Source organism: Verrucomicrobiia bacterium (assembly GCA_035629175.1).
Classification (GTDB): domain Bacteria; phylum Verrucomicrobiota; class Verrucomicrobiia; order Limisphaerales; family DASXHY01; genus DASXHY01.
Window position 1 is genome coordinate 67,589 of sequence record DASPIL010000001.1, and the last position, 19,359, is coordinate 86,947.

A 19,359-nucleotide genomic window follows, 5' to 3' on the forward strand; every position below is an offset into this window, starting at 1 on the left:
TTAGAAAGGGGTGACTTTGTCCCAGATGCGGCTGAACCAGCCCTTGCGCTGGGTATCGCTGATCGTTCCCTTTGAAACGATCTGGATGGTGGCGTCTGCGACGTTGTAACTGAACACCGTGTTATTGGCCAAAACATCGTTTTCGCGAACCACGCCGCGCAGCACGACCGTTTGTTTTTCGCCCGAGAACGAAGTCTCGCGCTTGCCTTCCACGATCAGGTTGCGATTGGGGAGGACATCGATGACCTGCACTGCGACGCGCGCGATCATTCGTTCGGTGTTGGCGATGGTGCCGCCGCCGCTGAAATCATTCTTCGAACTCATCTTGATCGCAGGCAGCTGCCCGCCTTTTGTCAGCAACCCGCTTGCAGCAGGGCTGTAGAGGAACGATGCGATGCTCGCGTCCATGGCGGATTGTTTGCTCGTCGCGGTCTTGTTGTCCTTTGACGTCGTGGTGTTCTCCTGGACAACGATGGTGATGATATCTCCGACGGCGGTTCCGCGCTTGTCGGAATACATGGGAGTGGCGCGATCCTGCCAGATGGATTGAGCAGGGACGACGCAGGGGCCAGCCAGGAGGGCGGCGACTGCGAGGCTGTTGAGGTGACGGCGTGCGCGAGGCGCGCGCGGGAGCTTAGAGCAGGAGTTGGATAGTTTGTTCATTCAGGACCTTTCCGCGGATGTCGCGGCGCGTTTGGGGATTGCGCGCGCGAATGATCTGGCCGGGCGCCCCGTCTTCGAGGGCTTCGACCTTCATGGTGATGCTCAGGGGTCCGTCCTGGACAAGCGCATCAGCTGTTTGCCCCCGTCGAATCACGGGGCGGGCTTTAACGGAGCGCGCCAGCACAGGAGCGCCGCGTTGCAAGGGTTCGTTCAGTTCCAGCGTGGGATCGCCGGCATCGAACTCAGCGAGCGGTTCGCGCAACGTGAGCACGTCGCGGCGTTGACGATCGAGATCTGCCTGCGCGATAGGTTCGCCGCGTTTGACAGCTGAGCGGGCGACCCATACTTCCCGCCAGACCCGCGCCTGGACGGAACATTGCCAGCTTGCAACGGTTTCCGTGTCTGTGCGCAGTTCAAAGCGAATGATGAAAGTTGGCGTAACGCCGTTCGCGGGCATGTCCAGCACCTTGATGGCGAGCGGTTCGTCGGGAACAGGGCGCGCCGGCACGGGACGCGTGAAGCGTAGTTCAAGTTCGCCGCGGTCCTTGATGTATTCGTCCTGAAGCGATGACGTGAGCAGTTCGAGCAGGTCGGATTCGGAGAACTGCCGTGTGGCTGGCGCGGGCGTTTCGGGAGCCTTCGCAGTGTCGGCCGCGCGCAGCGCCGGCTTGCCCAAAGACAGGGCGGTGATCAGGATCAATAACTGAGTGGCGAATCGCATCATGCGCTTAGCGTCGGAGATTGTTGCTTTGCTGCATCATTTCATCCGCGGCCTGCACGGCCTTGGCGTTCACTTCGTAAGCGCGTTGCGCCAGGATGAGGTTCACCATTTCTTCCACGACCTTCACGTTCGACATTTCCAGGTAACCCTGGTTGAGCGTGCCGAATCCGTTCTGGCCGGGGCTGCCGAGTTCGGGAGGGCCTGACGCGTTGGTTTCGCGATAAAGGTTGCTGCCCATGCTTTCGAGGCCGCCCGCATTGTTGAAGCGGACTAGCTGAACCTGGAAACTGGTTGTGCCGTTTGCACCGCTGTAAGTCACGTCGCCATTGGCTCCGATCGTGATGTTCGTGGTTCCGGCAGGAACGGGCTGGAATCCGCCCTGAAGCGGAAGGCCGTCGCTCGTGACGATGCGTCCATCGGCAGCGGTCTTGAAAGCGCCGTCGCGCGTGTAGGCGCGGGAGCCATCGGGCTGCTGCACTTCGAAAAATCCGTCGCCCTGAATGGCAACATCGAGCCGCTCGCCTGTTTGAGTAAGGTCGCCGGAGGTGAAGATGCGCGACGTGGCGACAGGGCGTGAGCCTTCGCCGATCTGAATGCCAGTGGGCAGGAGATTGCCCGAGCCCTGTTCGGCGCCGGGCGCCCGCGTGGTTTGATAGAGCAATTCCTGGAACTCAATCTTGCTCTTCTTGAAACCCGTGGTGTTGACGTTCGCGAGGTTGTTCGAGATGACGTCGAGGTTCATCTGCTGCGACTGCATGCCGGCAGCGGCGGAATAGAGGGAGCGGAGCATACTTCAGATTTGTGGCCGAACGGGGCGTGGTGCGGAAAGGAACACACCACGCCTCGCGGCGGGGACCAGGTTGATGGGCTGCAGGAAATTCATATCACGATTGCGTCAATTCGGAGAGCGCCTTGCCCATGCGTTCGTCCTGCATTTGCAGCACGCGCTGGTTTGCCTCGAACATGCGCATCGATGTGATGAGGCTTGCCATCTCGACGGTGGGTGAAGCATTTGAACCTTCGAGGTATCCCTGGCGCACCTCCGTGTTGAGCGCGGCCTCGGGCTGGGCTTCCGGGCGGTCGGCAAGGAAGAAACCTGCCGAAATCGGAGTGAGCGCCTGGGGATCCTTGAATTCAACCAATCGCAGGGTGCCTTTGACGTCGCCGCCCTGGCTGACGAAACCGTTTGACGAAACCGTGATGGCGCCGCTGTTGTTGGGATCAAATTGCAGGGGGCCGCTGTCGCTGACGACTGGATAACCCTGTTTGGTGACGAGCTGCCCCTGCGCGCTCATGTGCAATTCGCCGTCGCGCGTGTAGGCCTTGTTGCCGTTTGGCAATTGAACTTCAAGGAATCCGGGGCCATCCAGCGCGAAATCAAACTGGTTGCGAGTGGGGCGGAGCTGGCCGGGTTGAAAATTGGTTCCAGGACGCGCGGCGGGCATCACCGTTGAAATCTGCGATGCATTCAGGGCGGCGCCGGGATGTCCGGCTTCAACGGCGCTGAAGGAGATGTCACGCTTGCGATATCCGGGGACCGAACCCGCGGTGAGGTTATGCGTAATGAGTTCCTGCCAGCGCGAGTGGGCGTTCATCGCGGCAGATGCCTGGTAGAGGCTGACATTCATTCAGGGGCTGTTTAGCAGCGGATGTGCCACTGGTTAAAAGCTGCCGTTTTGCAGGAAAATGAAGTGGAAAGCGGAAGAACCTTCCGGGGCAGGAGCAGTTTTTGCCGGGGCAAGGCGGGAACGGGAACGGACAGGCAGAATACGCCTGCGCGAACTACGACCCGTAGACGCAGGCTAGTTCGATCAGCTGGCCGCAGCCGCAGTTCACCTGAATCGTCGTGACACGATCGCCTTCACGCAAAAGGGTGACGCGCGGCTCGCAGGCCGCGCCGTGCGTCGCCGCGACGGCTGGAGCAGACTGGCCGAGCGGGCGGAACGGCTGGGCGTTTGCCGCTTGGGGCAGAACCGTGACGCTGGCGGAAACACCCGCGTTTGAAACAGTGGCCGCCGTCGAGAGCGGCACAAATTCACGGTTGGGATTCATGGTCCTGGGAAGCGGAGGAAACGAGCGGCTGCGGCGGGTTGACCTTGAGCAGCACGGTGACGCGGCGATTTACTTCCGCGTTCGGTTCGGTATTTGGCATCGGCTGCGTGTCGGCGAAGCCGGAAATTTTAAAAATCTGTTTTGACGCCACTCCGCTGTGCAGGAGCTTGCGGCGCGCGGCGTTGGCTCGTTCCGATGAGAGCTCCCATTTGCTGTGCGACTCGCGGCCCGTCTGCTGCGTGGCTTCCGTGTGTCCTTCGAGTTCGATGCGGAACGTTTGGTAGCGTGAAATTTCCCACGCCAATGTGGAGAACACCCATGCGCCATAAACGGTGAACACGTCGGTGCCTTGCTCGAACACGGGTTTTTGCGACCGGTCAAAGACATTGATGCGCAGCCCTTCGGGAGTGAGATCGAGTTGAACAGTGTTCTGCGCGTCCTCCATGTCGGCAAGCATGCGCGAGAGATCCTCAGTGATGTGGCGCAGCATCTCCATTTCGACGGCATTGGCCGATTGAAATTGCCCGCCGCTGTTCTTCTTCTGCGTGCTGGCGTCCTTGTCCTGGTTCGGAAGGATGCCCGTCGATTCCTTGTTCACCGCCGAGAAGGGATTGCGAAACGCACGCTCGACGGCATCCTTGATCTTCGTGTCCTGCGCCGTCAGCCAGAGGCAGAGGAACAGTGCCATCATGGCCGTGACGAAGTCGGCATAGGCGACTTTCCAGGATCCACCGTGATGAGCATGTTTTTTCGGCATGAATCAACCTTTGGCGGGCGCCTTGAGCGCTTTCAGCATCTGCTCGAGCTCTTCAGAGGAAGGCCGCAGATCGCTGCTCAAGCCGCGGCGTCCGATCTCGACTGCCGTGACAGGAGCCATGCCGTTGGCAAAACCCACCACGCAGGCGGAGATGCATTTGGTGTAATCCAATTCGGCTTCGCCAATAAACTCGAGGTTCGTGGCGAGCGGATTCATGTAGCCGTAGGAAAGCAGAATTCCGAGAAAGGTCCCGACGAGCGCTGCAGCGACGTGCTGGCCGATCATCTCCACAGGGCCGGAAATCGACGCCATCGTGATCACAATTCCGAGCACGGCCGCGACGATTCCGAAGCCGGGCATCGCGTCCGCGGTTTTCGTGAGCACGCTGACAGGCGCGTGGTGCTCCATCTCCATGCGCTGGATCTCGACGTCCAGCAACATGCGCAATTGGTCGGGCTTGATCTTGCCATCAATGATGGGCCGCAGGCTGCCGCAGAGAAACTCCACCGCGTGTTTGTTGCCTGCGAAAAGGGGATAGCGTTTCAGGATGACGCTGTTTTGCGGCTCCATCACATGTTCCTCGAGTGCGATCATGCCGTTGCGGCGTCCGAGGAGGAACAGTTCGTACAGCACTTTCAACAACTCCTCGTAGGCAGGGCGGTTGTAGGGCGCTCCCTTGAAGCAGGTGATGATGCCCTTCACCATGTCGATGAGGACTTTCCTGGGCGACATGATGATCAATCCGCCCAGCGCGCCGCCGCCAATGATGATCAGCTCATTGGGATGCCACAAGGCGGAGACGTTTCCGTGGCCCATGATGAAGCCACCGATAATCGAGCCAGTGACAACAATGATGCCGATGATGATGATCATGACAGCTTCGGAGGAGTGGCATTGCCGGCCATCCCGGCTTCATAGCGTTGGATATAAGCGCGAATGGACATGATGGCCTGCGAATGAATCTGGCAGATCCTGGATTCGGTCAGGCCAAACACTTCAGCGATTTCGCGCAGGTGCAGGTCCTCGTGGTAGTAAAGCGCGAGAACCTTGCGCTGAATCTCGGGCAGTTGGTTCAACCGTTTCAAGACGACATCCTTCAACTCGCGCCGGGAAGCTTCATCAACAGGGTTGTCGCTGTGCGGATTGGCCACCACCTCGTAAAGATTGCCACTGTCATTGCCATCCGAACTCGCGCTGGAATCGAGGCAGACAAACGCGGCGGGCCGGATTTCGTCGAGCAGTTCAGTGTATTCGCGCACGGGGATGTTGAGAGCATGAGCCATCTGTTCCTCGTTGGGCGCCCTGCCAAGCTTCTGTTCGAGCTGGTTCAGGACTTCCTGGACGCGCCGGGCCTTCTCATGGATCGTCCGCGGCACCCAGTCCATTCGGCGAAGTTCATCCAGCATCGCGCCGCGAATGCGCAGCCGGGCGTAGGTTTCAAAGGACGTGCCGCATGTGGGGTCGAAGTTGCGCATGGCCTGCAGCAGGCCGATCAGACCGGCGCTGTTGAGGTCGTCGTGGTCGACGTGCTCCGGCAGGGTCATGGCGAGGCGGCCCATGACGGTGCGAACGAGCGGGATGTATTGCTCGACCAGCGCGTTCTCGACAGTGGGATCGTTGCGGCGATGGTAGCGTTTCCAGAGTTCCTGCGGTGTCGGACGGACTTCGGTTGCGACGGACGGAGACTCGGTCGCGCTGGAACGGGGTTTCATATCTTGTTGTTAGGTTTGGTTGCCGGTGTTGACGGCCGCGCGTAGCGGCGTTGCTGCAGGGAGTCGCGCAAGCCATTGATCCACATCCTGCCCCACCAACGAATGAGGAGCGCACCCGCCAGAGCTGCGGCGGAGGCGCGCCAAAGGGAGGTTGGCCATGAACTCTGGCTGGCCAGCGCAAAGCTGGCACCCACCACGAATCCGACTATTGACCCTAGAATCATCAACGACTTCATGCGACTGCGACACGGTTTAGCAGGTGGTCTGCCACACGTTATAAAGTTGAGCGGCACGGCTGGAATTGCGGCCGCCGCGTCGAAAATTTGGATTTTTGGAAAACTTGAGCGGAAACTCTGGGAACATTTTTCCCTGCCAGCGGGCGAGCCCTGCAATTTATGCCGAGAGGAACTTCTGGATGCCACGCGCAGCCGGTTTGCCCGGGAAATACCCCATCACGACGCGCCTCGACGCCGCCCGGGCCGCACGTAGGTTGATGCAACACTGCAGCAGTGAGGCGGTGATCATCAAAACATTTGAAACTTATGGAAACTATCGAAAAATCAATTGAGGTGGAGGCGCCCGTACGACAGGTCTACAATCAGTGGACGCAATTTGAAGAATTCCCGCACTTCATGGAAGGCGTGGAGGAAGTGCGTCAGTTGGACGACAAGCACCTGCACTGGGTGGCGAAGGTTGCGGGCCGCGTGAAAGAATGGGATGCCGAGATCCTCGAGCAAATCCCCGACGATCGCATCGCCTGGCGCAGTACGTCAGGAGCTCCGAATTCGGGCGTGGTTCATTTCCGCCCGGCCGACCAGAATCGCACGGTGGTGACCTTGCGCCTGAGCTATGAACCCGAGGGGGCGATGGAAAACATTGGCAGCGCCATGGGGGTGCTTTCCGGGCGGGTGGAAGCCGACCTGAGGAAGTTTAAGGACTTCATCCAGCATCGCGGCACCGAAACGGGTTCCTGGCGCGGCGAGATTCGGCACGGCGACCTGCGCGGCTCGGCATCGCTGGACGCAGCCGGAACTTCAGACACCAGCCGTCCGCCCGGTTCGACATCGCGCGGGCCGGAAACGAGTTTTCCGGGATAAGCCCGCGGCAGGGGTGCGTTCAGCACAATACCCCATATCGTCGTGCTTGACGCACTTTTACGATCACGCTGAGTTATTCACCCGCAAAGAAAGGAATTCTATGGAAACACGAAGTGAGACAGACATTGAACGATCAACAGAGAAGCTTTTGCAGGATCTGCGCGAAGTGGTGCAGGACGGTGAGGAACTGCTGAAAGCGGGGGCCGAAGATTTGAGTGAGCGCGGTAACGCGGCCCGGGAGAAGCTTGCGGCGGCACTGGAAGTGGCGCGTGAGACCCAGCGGCGCTTGCAGGAGCGCGCAATGGAGGGGGCGAAGGCTGCAGACCGAATGATCCGCGAGAATCCCTATCAATCCATTGGCGTTGCATTCGGCCTTGGTCTTTTGATCGGCGTCCTCGCAGGCCGCCGTTAACCCGCAACTGCCATGAACCGATCGCATGACGATACAGGCCCTGGCCTGAGCACGCTGGTGCGGAAGACGATGGCGACAGGATTGGGTGCGCTGCAAAACCGCGGCGAACTGTTCATGGTCGAGTTGCAGGAGGAGAAGGCGCGTTTGATTCAGCTGATCATCCGCGGGGTTCTGGCAGTGTTTCTCTCAATCATGACAGCTCTTCTGGTAACCGGTGCCGTGATCTTCGTGGTGCCGGAGGAATATCGCCTCTGGGCGGTTGGCGGCTTTGCGGTGCTATATCTTGCAGGAACGATCTGGGCCGTCATGAGCCTGAAAGCCTTGCTGAAGCGCGTACCTTTCGGCGACACGCTGAACGAATTCAAAAAGGACAGCGAACTCATGGAGGCATTCAGTGAATGATCTGGAACGACGAAAGAAGCTGCTCATGGCAGAGGCGGCGGTATATCGGGAAACTCTGAAACTCGAATTCCAGAATTTCCGCATCTACGGGATTAAGACAAAACGCCGGATGACTTCGTTCCGCGGAGGGAACCCGCTCCTGGCTTTTGGCATCCCGATGCTCACGTCGCTGATCGCAAAACGCCGCGGGGCGCGGAAATGGAGCGCACTGGCGTTCCTCGGATGGCAGATGGTGAGCAAACTGGGACCCGTTCTCGCATCGAGATCGCGACGCCGGATGCTCGACGGCGACGAAGTCATTGCTGCGGAGGATTACCTTGAACGACGAATGTAACGAGCCAAGCACAACGTAATATGACAGCAAACAAAGGACGACCGGGCGGCAAGCCCACTCTCACGAGAACGCGTTCGCGCCGCGCTGCTGGAAAACAGAAGCTGGCGCAGTCTGAGTCTGGCACAGGGATGGAAAGATCGAGACGGCAGAGTTCGGGCGTGAAGCCCGCGGGCCGCGGGGGCGCCCGCCAGCGTGCCGGGGGACCGAATCACCGTGGTGCCGGAGCGCGCGAAGACAAAAATCCGTGACAGCGTTTTGGGGTTTTGACCCTACTGACAATGAATGCTCGTCACGTAGGTTGGAGCGAGTGAGGAACAAGTAACAACCAACAAGTACGACATAACTATGAAAATAACGAAAATCCTGACAGTTGCTGCTGCGGTAACGCTGGTCGGGCAGGTCGCCCAGGCGCAGGATACCGCACACGTCTGGAACGATCCCCGCGGCTGGTGGGGAAACCACTTCGTGTACGACGCCCAAAATACTTCGAAGTTCACGGCGCACGAACTGAACCTCGATTTGTTCGGCAGCTACTGGGCCGGCCAGGAAAAAGTCGAAGATGTGTTTGACACAAACATTCGCCGGGGCACATGGGGTGGCGGCATCGGATTGAATTACTTCCTGACCCGGGAAATCGGGTTCGGTGGTGACCTCAATATTTCCGATAACGATGGCAACTTCATCGACAGTGCCTCAGGCAGCTTGATCGCGCGGTTCCCGATCGAGTCCGTCGGGTTGGCCCCGTACATCTTTGGCGGCGGCACGCGGTTGACGGACAGGCATTGGGAATGGGCAGGCCACGCAGGAATTGGACTTGAATTCAGGCCTAACCCGATCACCGGCATCTTTGCGGACGCCCGGTATTTGTGGCCCGATGACAGCGGCGACAGCTTGCTGTTGCGCGCGGGACTGCGCCTGGTGTTCTGATCGGCCTGGCCTCTTCGCAACACGGCGCCTTGCGGCGCGTTTAGTTTGAACTACTCCAGTTAGTTCGGCGTCGGACTTCGGTCCGGCGCTTTTTTCTTTGTGCGCCCGGCAGGGCGCACTGACTAGTTGGTTAAAGTCCAACGCAGGCCCGGCAAGGGGAACTGCTAGCCGAACAGCAAGGGTGTCCGCCGCGAGGTGGAATCTGAAGGAAGCTGTAAGCAAAGCGCTGGTCTGACGAACAGAAACCCGATACGAGGCGAAACGCGACGGACAAGAGGGCAAAATGACTCAAAGTCCAGTTCTTGCACGGAAGTCGCGAGCGTATATCGGGCGGACATAAGCGTGGAAGTCAGTGCGCATTACCCGGGGAGATCTCCAGTGGTTGCGATAAAGCTAGCGTGGCCGAAAGGTCGCGACGATGCCGCTGGAGAAGTCAGCAGAAGCCGTAGTAGGCGGGCCTTGTGTCGCCGAAGGGCTGAACAGAAAGACAGGAACGGAAGCCTTGGTTTTCGATGGAAGAAGCAGCGCCAGAAAAGACGATTGAGATATCGGAAGTTGATCTGCACGGTTCCAGCCGGAAGCTGCGAAGGATGCAGGTCAGCGGCGCAAACTTCCCGGGAACCGAGGAACAAGCCGATCCCAGAAAGCCAGACCTCATCGAGACGATGCTCGAACGAGGCAACCTGATCCGGGCTTTGCAGGCCGTGGAGCGCAACGCCGGTGCCGGGGGAATCGACGGCATGGAAACGAGCCAGCTCCGCCGGTATCTGCTGGAGCACTGGGACAGGGTCAAAGAGCAAATCCTCAAGGGCACTTACCATCCACGCCCCGTGCGGCGGGTGGACATACCCAAAGCCGGAGGAGGCACACGCATGCTGGGCATACCGACCGTTTTGGATCGGTTCATCCAGCAAGCGATCCATCAAACACTGGGTCCGATATGGGAGCGGGTGTTTTCGGCGCACAGCTACGGGTTTCGGCCCGGACGCAGTGCGCAGCAGGCGATCAAAGCAGCTCAAAGACACGTTCGCTCCGGCAAGCGCTGGGTTGTGGACATGGATTTGGAAAAGTTCTTTGATCGGGTCAACCACGACGCATTGATGGCGCGGGTGGCGAGGCGGGTCAAAGACGAGCGAATGCTCCGCTTGATCCGACGCTATCTCGAAAGTGGGATCATGCTGGGAGGAATAGTGGAGCAGCGCGTGGAAGGCACGCCGCAAGGCGGACCGCTTTCACCGCTGCTCTCGAACATCCTTCTGGATGATCTGGACAAGGAACTGCAAAGGCGTGGGCATCGGTTCTGTCGGTATGCCGACGACTGCAACATCTACGTAGGCAGTCGGCGGGCCGGAGAACGGGTGATGCAATCGCTCACTGTGTTCCTGCGGGAGAAACTCAAGCTCACGGTCAACCAGCTCAAGAGCGCAGTGGAGCGTCCATGGAAAAGAAAGTTCCTGGGCTATTCACTGACGGCGGAGAAGGAAAGCCGGGTGCGAGTGGCGCCGCAAAGCGTGGAACGGTTCAAAGACAAGATGCGGGAGAAGTTCCGAGCCGGAAGAGGCCGCAACCTGCGGAAGCTCCTCGAAGAACTGAAACCGCTGTTGCGCGGCTGGGCCAGCTACTTCAGTGTGGTTCAAACGCGCAACGTGTTCGAAGAACTGGACCAGTGGATACGCAGGAAACTGCGTTGCCTGGAATGGAGAAAATGGAAGCGCGGCAGGACGCGATGCAAACGGCTGATCGCTTTGGGACTGGACGGGAATGTAGCCCGGGCCAGTGCCTTCAATGGCCATGGACCATGGTGGAATGCCGGAGCGTCACACATGAATGCGGCGCTGCCGACCGCCTATTTTCGGCGGCTGGGCTTGCAGTTGCTGGGTGAGGAAGTGGTCAGGCAGACTGCGCTGCGAGCAGCCAAGTCTTTGTGAACCGCCGTGATACGGAACCGTACGTCCGGTGGTGTGGGAGGACGGTGAGGTTTATCCCTCACCTCCTACCCGATTCCAGAATCACATTGCCGGGCGCTTTGTTTTTAGGGTAAGACGGGGTGCGTGAGGAATTCTGGTGACAGCCGCTCCCGCAGCGTTCGGCCCAAGGCTTTCAGCAAGGTTCCGCTTTCCCGTCCCGCCTGCAGCGGCTTTTCCCTCGTTGAACTCCTCATCACGCTGGCGCTTTTGATCGTCATGTCCGTGATGCTCTGGGGATTTGGATCGCCCAGCAACCAGCAAAAGCAAAAGCGCCGCTGCCGTGAAAATCTTCAGAAGCTCTATCTGGCGATGGAGATTTACGCCCGCGACTTTCAAGGGGACTTTCCGTTTGTGTCGGACGCAACCACGCCGGCCGGCGCCTTGCACGTGCTGGTCCCCAAATACAGCGTGGACACCAGCATCTTCATTTGTCCGGGCAGCAAGGACGCCGCGCTGCCCGCCGGGGAATCCATCCGGAATCGCCACATCAGCTACTCCTATTACATGGGGCGTCGCGCGGATAAAGGGAGTGAAGTGCTCTTGTCAGATGAGCAGGTGAACGCGCAGAGCAAGGCCTTGCAGACAGCGGTGTTCTCCGCGAACGGCAAAGCGCCGGGAAACAATCATCATGAATTCGGCGGAAATTTCCTTTTCACGGATGGGCGCCTGGAGACGAGTTCTGCTGTGTCGCCGTTCGATCTTAGCTTCGGCCCGAAGGTCGTGTTGTTGAACCCTGATTGATCCTATGAAAATCCTCTGTTCCTGCGGCGCGAAATTTGTCATCGACGTCACACCGGAAATGGAGCGGCAGCCGGTGCAATTCATCTGTCCCGCGTGCGGCCTGGATTCATCTACAGCGGTTAACCAGCTGATTCAACAGGAGCTTTCTGCAGCCACAATATCCGCCGAACCGTCGAGCATCGTGGGTTCTCCAGCGAACCCGGAGCCTCCCAGCGCCGCGCCCCGGCTTGCTGCTCCGCGGATTCACGTCGCCCTTTCTGAACCGGCCAAGGCCGCAACGCTTGAGGATCCTGCGCCGGGCGGGTCGTGCGTCAAACACGCCGGGCAACCGATCGCTCACCAGTGCCTCGTTTGCAGCAAGGCAATGTGCCCCAAATGCATGGAACTGTTTGGTTACGTCTGCTCTCCATTCTGCCGGTCCCGAGCCGAAGCGCGAAAAATGAAGGTGCCTGTGTATGCGGGCCAGAAGTCTGTCAGTGAAGCGCGGTTGTGGAGGAAAGTCGGATGGGTGACTGCGGCCGTGGCGGGAATGATTGGGCTGCTGCTGGGTTCGTGGGTTTATTATGAATGGTTCGCCTCCCGCCCGAGCCCGCACTTTGCAGTTCAATTTCCCGATGGCGTCTTCAACGCACAAACCGAGTTCTGCGGGCCCGATCAAATGATATTCCTCCATGGCGTGACGCTGTCTCGTTACGATCTCAAGGGTAAGAAGGAGGTCTGGGCGCGCGAGTTGATATCCGCAAGCCGGCTGCAGGAATTCAAAGAGCAGGAAAACCGCAACGTGGAGGCGTTCTTCAAATCCGTCCGCGAAGCCGGCTGGGATCGAATCCCCGCTCCTCCCACCGAAGAGGACATGATGGAGCGAACCTATGAGGCGGCGGCGGATTCGTTCGATGTTTTCGTTCAAGGATCCAACGTGTGGCTGAATTTTGGGGATTCCGGAAAACTGGTGCTCTTGAATTGGGAGACAGGTGCGGATGAAAAAGAGATTGCCGTGCCTGGACACGGCCAGGCCGTTTCCCGTGCATCGGAAAAATTGACGATCCGGGCCGGCAACGATGTGGGGCAGCGCCTGATCACGCATGTGAACCTGGCAAGCGGGGAGCATCGCATGGAGACGGTGGGTGAACCCGTTCAGGCGGCGGCAGCGGGACAACGGGCAGCCGGCCGGCCCGCGGCGCCGGGCCGGATTGCGGTCTCTGTCCCGGCGGGCGCCGGATTGCCGGGAAGCGCTGGAGCGGATCGTCGGGTACCGATGGACCCCGCCCGCGTGGCTGCGGACGCCCAACGTTTGTCGCTGCCGGAGAAGATCGCGCTCCCTGCAATCGTGGCGAATGCCATGAACCAGGAAAGGATCTTTCGCGAACTTGACGGGGACGAACCCGATCCTGTGCAGCTGCGCCGCGTTTTTGGAGGTGCGATCACGCCGGGAGACAGCGTTACGTTTGTTCCAAATCCAAATGGAGATTACGGCTTTGCGGTCCGGCTGCTGGAGGAACGCCTTGTCGAACGGGTCGCGATGAAAGAGGCGCCGAAGACCTCCGCGTTGGACGGGGAAGTGAATGCGTCCAAGACGCAGGAAATTGCGAACGAGCTGCTGAACGAAATGCAGCGCAATCGCGGCGGAGACAAGGTTGTTGAGAACGAAAGCCGTTATCGGGTGACGGTCCACGCCATGGACGGCGGCGCGCCTGATTGGAGTGGAGAAGTGATCGGAAGGCCGCGTTTGTTGCCCCTGCAGACGATCACGCTCGTCGCGGGCAACAAATCGATCATCGCCCTCGATCGAAAAAACAAAAAGCTTTGGGAGGCGTCGTTCGCCAACAATCTTTCAGGCGGTGGCGAATTGGGTGATGACGAATCCATGCATGGACAGCTTCCGTGCGCTGAGCGCGACGGCCGGATTTATATCTGCGACCTTGCCATGCTGACGAGCGTTGATGCGGCGTCGGGCAACGTTCATTGGCGGCTTCCCACGGTGGGGATAGCGGGATTGTTGTTCGATCACGAGGGAATGCTCTACGTCAACACAACGACTGCCAGTCCCGAATCCATACGCTATTCGCGGCAGATTGATGTGACGAGCAGCGCAAGTGCGGTCATCGTGAAGGTGGATTCCAAAACCGGCAAATCGCTCTGGAGCACGCAGGCAGGCGGCTTTATTTCGTATCTCTCCGGAAAATTCCTTTACGTCGCGAGCTGGAACGACGCGGATGACCTCAAGGACAGCCCCTTTGCGACAGGCATGGAAACACCGTCGTATGTGCGGATCAAGCGGCTGGATCCTGACGACGGCCGGATCCGCTGGGACCACTACCAGAAGCGCGCGCCGCTGGGCGTGCATTTCAAGGACAACCACATACAGATCATCTTCAAGAAGGAGATGCAGGTGTTGAAGTACTTCACGTTTTGAAGTTCTTGATCCCCGACCGTGCCCGTCCTCAGTTCAGGGACGGCGCCTTGCGGTATCCGTCGAGCCAATGGAACAGGCTCAACACCGGATGCGTCCAAAGCATTCGAGGCCCCGCGTAGCGCATGATCACCTTCACCTGGTCACGATGGTGGCGTTGATAGCAATGGACGGGGCAATTGGCGCAGGTCGGCTTTTCGGCTCCGAAACGGCAGCGGTCGAGACGATTGGCGGCGTAATCAGTGAAATCCTGGCACTCGTCGCAGAGCACGTCACCTTTCCCGTGCTTTCCGCGGCAATAAATACGGATCATCGCCAGCATCGTTTTCCATCCCCGGGCAAGGCGGCGGTCGGTGAAACGATCGCTGTGGTCGGTCGTGTTCCGGGCGAATTCCGCGCCCGATGCCGTTCGGGATGCATTCATGTTCACGCGCTCATTGTGGAGGAGCCGGGCTTCCTTCGCTTTGATCCCGGTCAAATGTTTTCGGTGGAAACCAGAGGCGGGGTTGATGCAGATTAGTCATATGACGCAAACCGAAGGCGCGACCTCGATAGTAGCTCCGGTTGAGGAAATCCAGCAGGGTTGGAACGATCTGGTGCTCCGAGTAAAACAACTGGAAGTGGAGCGGGATGTACTGGAGCACGATAACAAAAAGCTCCGTTCACTGCTGGAGCGGGTCATCGAACATCGGCAGAAGTCGCACGGCGAATTGATTCTCCTGCTCACGGGACTCGTCAGCAAGCTGCCCATCAATGACATTGGCGTGGTTGTTTCCAAACTCATCGAGCATAACGCCCATGTCACCGAAGTTTGCGGGGTGCTGGCCAAGGGCAAGATGGAATCGGCGCTGCCGCAGCCGGCGGTTCTGAAAGCGCTGGACCAGACGAAGCGTGAATTGATCAGTGCGTTGAAGCCCCTTGCGGAAGAGTTGATCCGGCTCGAGGCGCCGCTCGAACCTGGGCTGTTGAACAACCTGCCAGCGCAGCCGGAAACTTTCTTTTCACCACGGGTGATCCGTGCCACGCGCTGTTACATCAAAGGCCAGGTGCCGCGCGAGCGGATCGTCCGCGAATTTGGCGAGGAGGCCCTGGCGTTCTTCAACGACCTGACCACTGACAAAAAGCTCAATCCAAACCCGCGCACGGAGGAGATCGTGCTCGGTTTTCGCAATGACTTCGAAACGCTCCTTCAGCAGAACGGGGCTGTCCTTGGCGGCAAACGAGACGCGCTCGCGCAGCTATATCGCCGGGTGCAGAATAGCAAGGGAGCATCCGACACGGCCCGTGCCCAGCGCAGCGTATTTCAGAAACTCTCGTTCATTTTGGATCTGATCCACTATTACGAAAACCAGAGCACGGAAGCTCCCGATGTCATCTTTGCCCAGCGCCTGCCCGTGCTGATCGAACAGTTCGTGCTTCCGGCAGGGCAGGAACATCTCGACGTGAAATTGATTGAGGAGGCGGAAAGCCTGCTGTCGTTCGTTCTCAATTCCGATTACCGCCACGCGGTGGTCAACAATATCGGAAAAGGCGGGGGCAACGGACGCACGCTGAGATACGTTCTCACGCTGCGCGCGGAAAAAATGCCGGCGTCGGATGATGTCATGCACCAGGTCATTCCCGAGTTCGTGAAGCATCTCATCCCGCCGAACAGTTCTCCTTCCGCCGCCGCGATAGCGGGGGTTCTGCGGCTCATCAATGATGACATGCAACGGCTCGTCGTTCGCGCGATCATGGACACCGACCGCTTGCGCAAGGAAGACGCGGAGGCGCTCGGCAAGGCGGTGGGCACGCAGCTCGGCCTGACGAATCTGGACCAGCTGAAGCCGGAAGTCACAATAACACCCGAGATGGAACGGCAGCTCGCATGGGAAAAGATCAAGGGATTGATCACGAGCCGATCGGAGCCTGGAACGATTGCCAACGCGATGCGCGCACGGTTGCACGCCAAGTATGAGGCCGATGAAATCAAGCAGAGCTGGGTGACGCTGACGGAAGCGGATCCGATCTCATTCATTCGCGTCTTTTGCCAGTTGCCGTATCTCGCTGATGGGTCGACGGATCCGGTTGCCCGCGCGATCATGGAAACCTACGTGCATCGGTTGACGCACGAGAAGTACGCGTCGACCTACAGCAAGGTGATGAACAGCTTGAAAAACATGTTTCGGGCGAACCCGAACAGCCCGACCTTGCTGAACTTTATTGCGCTCGTTCGCTGGGTCGATGCCGAAGCAGCAAACAAGCTGAGCGCGGACGTTGGCATGATGGCGAACGCCTGAAGTTTGGGAGATTGGCAGCGGGTCAATCGGTCCGGGCGACCAGTTTTTCGACCTGCAGGACCAGTTCCTCCGACGTCACCGGCTTCGCCAGGGTTCGCCAACGGTCCTGTGTTTCCGCAGGCGTGGCATCCACGTCGGCCAGGCAAACCACTGCGAGACCGGGTTTGGAAGCCTGGAGTTGTTCTCCCAATGCGCGGCCGGTGATGCCATCAGAAAGGCTGGCGTCGGTCAGCAACACGTCAATCGCTGCCGCCTGCGCTTCCCACAATAGCAATGCGAGCGCGGTTGAGTCGGCTTCGATCACTCGAAATCCCTTCCAGGTGAGCGCGCAGCGCGCCGAAGCCCGGACTCGATCATCGGCCTGCACCAGCAAGATTGTTCCGAGGGTGGGAGTGCCATCCCTTGCGGCTGCAGCGGTTTCGTTCGCCGCGGCGGGCGCGCATGGCAGGTAGACAAAAAATTCGCTTCCCGTTCCGCAATCTGGATTGGACTCAATCCATCCGCCGTGCTGCCGGGCAAGGCCAAACGATCCAGCCAGGCCAAGGCCCAACGCTCCCGATGGCCGGGTTGTGAAGAATGGCTCGAAGAGGTGTTCGCGCGCCGCAGCGTCCAATCCTTTTCCGGTATCACGAATCGAAATGCGAACGAACGGGCCGGCGGCGATTCCCGGAAGTGGCGCGGCCTCGACCCTGAACAAGGCAGTGCTCAGCATGATGCTACCCTGGCTGGAAATCGCGTCGCGCGCGTTCAGCACCAGGTTGACGATGACATGCTCGATAAGCCTGGAATCCGCCAGGACCGGTGCCGCGAAGGGTCCGAATGCATTCTGCAGGATGATCCGTTCGCCCAGGAGCCGGGCGAGCAGGGGATTCATTGTGCGGAGCAACGCATTGATGTCCACCACCTCCGGCGTCATGGGATGACAGCCACCAATTGCCCGCAGCTGACGGCTCAAACCCAATCCGCGATGGGCGGCCGTCGAAACCTGACGGAGCAATTCGGTGCATGCGCCATCCTGAATTCGCGCCAGCAGCCGTGCCGTGTTTTGCTCAATCGGGTTGAGCGTGTCGGCAAGCGATTCTCCCAGTGACCCGCTGATGCGGCTGACTCGCGCGAGCAGTTCATTCCGCGTTTCGCGTTCACGCTGTTCGCAGGCGTTTGAAACGTTGTGAAACACGAGGAGCCGGGCGGCGCGGCCCGCAAAGGTGAGATCCACCGCGCTGATTTCAATGTCGAGAAGGGTGCCGTCGCTGCGGCAATGCTGCCATTGGCCGAGGCTGCGGGGCTCGGGGCAATCGGGACGAAGTTGAACCTCAAAGAATTCCGCGCTGTCGGCCGTGATGCAGTCGAAGCAGGTGCGCGCGACGTTTTCGGCGGACCACCCGAACAGCTTCAGCGCCGATGCATTGACCGCGAGCAGTTCCGCGGTTGTCCGCCCGGCTACGCAGAGCGGTTGTGGATTTGCGCGGAACAGCAGGTCGTATTGCGCCGCGGATTCTGCAAGGGCCTGTTCGCGCTCTCGAAGTTGCTGGAGTTCCGCGATCAACAGGTGATTCGTGCGTTCAAGTGAATGGGTGCGATGAATGAACTGGGTTTCCGATTCGGTTTGCGCCTCGTGTTGTGCGCGGCGGGCCTTGTCCCGTTCGCTCCACACGGCTTCCACATGCCCCATGCCCACCACCAGCAATACCGACGTGATTGCCAGCGCAGCGTGCAATGGAAGCTCAGGCGTGATCGCCAGCCGGCCCAGTGGCGCCAGCAGATGAAACAATGCGAGACAACAAAAGGAGGTGACAACAAACCATCCTACCTGCTGCGCACCGAACCGGCGGACGAGGCGGAACGCGTAGGAAGGCACGCTGAGTTGAAGCACGGCGGCAAGCAGCCCAAAGGTCGTCATAAATAATCAGAGTAGCGCCAGTCAGTGCCGCTGTGTCCATATCCCGTCCAAACGAAGCTCGATTGTGGACGTGCCGCAGCGGGATCGGCTGGATCCCGCGAGCAAATTCGATGAATGGCAGCAGCATGGCAACGCACCAGCCGTTTCAGCAGCATCCAGACCATGGCGTGCGGAAATCCTCCGGCAAGGCGCGCGCGGATGCGCCTCCGTGAAGGAGCGCTGGCAAATTTCTCAAGATATTTGGCAGGCGGATCCGCCCTGGATTCTTGACGGCGTGCAGTGGATGCGGCGAAACAATAGTCATGAAATACCGCGCCGGAATGCTGATCGCCCTCCTGCTGTGCGCGTTGCCGTCCTGGTCTCAAACGGATTCAAAGGCTGAATCGGAAGCAGCTTACACCCGTGCAATCGAAGAGCGCGCAATGCGCATCACGACGCCCCTCGGGCTGACCAATGAGACGACCGCAGCCCGCGTGCAGGGAATCATCGTCACACACTATCGGAATCTTCGCGCGATTCACGATCGGCGCGACGAATCGATCAAGAATGCACGCGCGGCAACAGAGGACGCCGGTGCAGCCGTCGCAGCGATTCAGGCAGACGCAAAAGCAAAGCTGGACCAGTTGCACACCCATTATCTGGGCCAGCTGGCCGGCGATTTGAACCAGGCACAGATCGACCAGGTGAAGGACGGAATGACATTCGGAGTGCTGAACGTGACGTGGAACGCTTACATGAAAATGTTCCCCGATCTGAATGATGAACAGAAGGCGCAGATTCGGCAGTGGCTGGTCGAAGCCCGGGAGCTGGCGATGGACCAGGGCTCCGCTGGTGAGAAGCACGCCGTGTTTGGAAAGTACAAAGGCCGCATCAACAATTATCTGTCCCGCGCCGGTTACGACTTGAAGAAAGCCGAGCAGAACCTTCGAAGGTAACCATCCTTGCGTGGTGCCGTCCTAATCCCAGTCACCTTTGATGCCTGACG

General features: G+C 59.3%; 21 protein-coding genes. 10 read left to right on the forward strand and 11 right to left on the reverse strand.

The features are described 5' to 3' along the window. The 9 genes from VEH04_00275 to VEH04_00315 all read right to left on the reverse strand — a co-directional run bounded on the left by VEH04_00275 (position 1) and on the right by VEH04_00315 (position 6,141). The gene (locus VEH04_00275; GenBank protein ID HYG21185.1) at positions 1-663 is read right to left on the reverse strand and encodes a flagellar basal body L-ring protein FlgH; all 663 of its coding nucleotides are present in this window, start codon (positions 661-663) and stop codon (positions 1-3) included. Then, positions 635-1,387, reverse strand: a complete 753-nt coding sequence (flgA, locus tag VEH04_00280) for a flagellar basal body P-ring formation chaperone FlgA (protein ID HYG21186.1) — start codon at positions 1,385-1,387, stop codon at positions 635-637. Before flgA ends, VEH04_00275 begins: the two co-directional genes overlap by 29 nt. A gap of 4 nt (positions 1,388-1,391) precedes the next feature. Beyond that, positions 1,392-2,174, reverse strand: a complete 783-nt coding sequence (gene flgG / locus VEH04_00285) for a flagellar basal-body rod protein FlgG (protein ID HYG21187.1) — start codon at positions 2,172-2,174, stop codon at positions 1,392-1,394. A 94-nt stretch (positions 2,175-2,268) separates the two neighbouring features. Beyond that, positions 2,269-3,012 (reverse strand): flagellar hook-basal body protein, encoded by a 744-nt coding sequence (locus VEH04_00290; GenBank protein HYG21188.1) that lies wholly within the window; start codon positions 3,010-3,012, stop codon positions 2,269-2,271. Positions 3,013-3,166: 154 nt separating this feature from the next. Then, positions 3,167-3,436, reverse strand: coding sequence for a hypothetical protein (locus VEH04_00295; GenBank protein HYG21189.1), 270 nt, complete (start codon positions 3,434-3,436; stop codon positions 3,167-3,169). Next, on the reverse strand, positions 3,420-4,193 hold the full coding sequence (locus tag VEH04_00300) for a flagellar motor protein MotB (GenBank protein HYG21190.1): 774 nt from the start codon (positions 4,191-4,193) through the stop codon (positions 3,420-3,422). The genes VEH04_00295 and VEH04_00300 overlap by 17 nt, the downstream gene beginning before the upstream one ends. 3 nt (positions 4,194-4,196) lie before the next feature. After that, the gene (gene motA, locus VEH04_00305; GenBank protein ID HYG21191.1) at positions 4,197-5,066 is read right to left on the reverse strand and encodes a flagellar motor stator protein MotA; all 870 of its coding nucleotides are present in this window, start codon (positions 5,064-5,066) and stop codon (positions 4,197-4,199) included. Next, positions 5,063-5,905: a FliA/WhiG family RNA polymerase sigma factor gene (locus VEH04_00310; protein HYG21192.1), complete on the reverse strand. Its 843-nt coding sequence runs from the start codon at positions 5,903-5,905 to the stop codon at positions 5,063-5,065. The genes motA and VEH04_00310 overlap by 4 nt, the downstream gene beginning before the upstream one ends. Beyond that, the gene (locus VEH04_00315; protein HYG21193.1) at positions 5,902-6,141 is read right to left on the reverse strand and encodes a hypothetical protein; all 240 of its coding nucleotides are present in this window, start codon (positions 6,139-6,141) and stop codon (positions 5,902-5,904) included. Before VEH04_00315 ends, VEH04_00310 begins: the two co-directional genes overlap by 4 nt. A gap of 306 nt (positions 6,142-6,447) precedes the next feature. Between VEH04_00315 and VEH04_00320 the strand changes: the two genes are divergently transcribed. The 8 genes from VEH04_00320 (at position 6,448) to VEH04_00355 (ending at position 14,198) form a co-directional block, all read left to right on the forward strand. Next, positions 6,448-7,002, forward strand: a complete 555-nt coding sequence (locus VEH04_00320) for an SRPBCC family protein (GenBank protein ID HYG21194.1) — start codon at positions 6,448-6,450, stop codon at positions 7,000-7,002. Positions 7,003-7,102: 100 nt separating this feature from the next. Further along, a complete protein-coding gene (locus tag VEH04_00325; GenBank protein HYG21195.1) occupies positions 7,103-7,414 on the forward strand; it encodes a DUF883 domain-containing protein in 312 nt (103 codons plus the stop codon). A 12-nt stretch (positions 7,415-7,426) separates the two neighbouring features. Continuing rightward, on the forward strand, positions 7,427-7,816 hold the full coding sequence (locus VEH04_00330; protein ID HYG21196.1) for a phage holin family protein: 390 nt from the start codon (positions 7,427-7,429) through the stop codon (positions 7,814-7,816). Next, positions 7,809-8,150: a hypothetical protein gene (locus VEH04_00335; GenBank protein HYG21197.1), complete on the forward strand. Its 342-nt coding sequence runs from the start codon at positions 7,809-7,811 to the stop codon at positions 8,148-8,150. The genes VEH04_00330 and VEH04_00335 overlap by 8 nt, the downstream gene beginning before the upstream one ends. 345 nt (positions 8,151-8,495) lie before the next feature. Then, positions 8,496-9,077 (forward strand): hypothetical protein, encoded by a 582-nt coding sequence (locus VEH04_00340; GenBank protein ID HYG21198.1) that lies wholly within the window; start codon positions 8,496-8,498, stop codon positions 9,075-9,077. A 512-nt stretch (positions 9,078-9,589) separates the two neighbouring features. Then, entirely contained in the window at positions 9,590-11,005 is a 1,416-nt protein-coding gene (gene ltrA, locus VEH04_00345) for a group II intron reverse transcriptase/maturase (protein HYG21199.1), read from the forward strand. A gap of 123 nt (positions 11,006-11,128) precedes the next feature. After that, positions 11,129-11,785, forward strand: coding sequence for a type II secretion system protein (locus VEH04_00350; protein ID HYG21200.1), 657 nt, complete (start codon positions 11,129-11,131; stop codon positions 11,783-11,785). 4 nt (positions 11,786-11,789) lie between these two features. Continuing rightward, positions 11,790-14,198: a PQQ-binding-like beta-propeller repeat protein gene (locus VEH04_00355; GenBank protein HYG21201.1), complete on the forward strand. Its 2,409-nt coding sequence runs from the start codon at positions 11,790-11,792 to the stop codon at positions 14,196-14,198. 28 nt (positions 14,199-14,226) lie between these two features. Here VEH04_00355 and VEH04_00360 read toward each other — a convergent pair whose 3' ends face one another. Then, the gene (locus VEH04_00360; GenBank protein HYG21202.1) at positions 14,227-14,619 is read right to left on the reverse strand and encodes a nitrous oxide-stimulated promoter family protein; all 393 of its coding nucleotides are present in this window, start codon (positions 14,617-14,619) and stop codon (positions 14,227-14,229) included. A 100-nt stretch (positions 14,620-14,719) separates the two neighbouring features. Between VEH04_00360 and VEH04_00365 the strand changes: the two genes are divergently transcribed. After that, positions 14,720-16,474: a hypothetical protein gene (locus tag VEH04_00365; GenBank protein HYG21203.1), complete on the forward strand. Its 1,755-nt coding sequence runs from the start codon at positions 14,720-14,722 to the stop codon at positions 16,472-16,474. A 22-nt stretch (positions 16,475-16,496) separates the two neighbouring features. On the opposite strand, the gene VEH04_00370 is transcribed toward VEH04_00365, so the two are convergent. Next, the gene (locus VEH04_00370) at positions 16,497-18,374 is read right to left on the reverse strand and encodes an ATP-binding protein (GenBank protein ID HYG21204.1); all 1,878 of its coding nucleotides are present in this window, start codon (positions 18,372-18,374) and stop codon (positions 16,497-16,499) included. A gap of 302 nt (positions 18,375-18,676) precedes the next feature. Here VEH04_00370 and VEH04_00375 point away from each other — a divergent pair, with 302 nt between their 5' ends. Continuing rightward, complete coding sequence (locus tag VEH04_00375) at positions 18,677-19,309, forward strand: DUF3826 domain-containing protein (protein ID HYG21205.1); 633 nt, start codon at positions 18,677-18,679, stop codon at positions 19,307-19,309. The last annotated feature ends 50 nt before the right edge of the window (positions 19,310-19,359 follow it).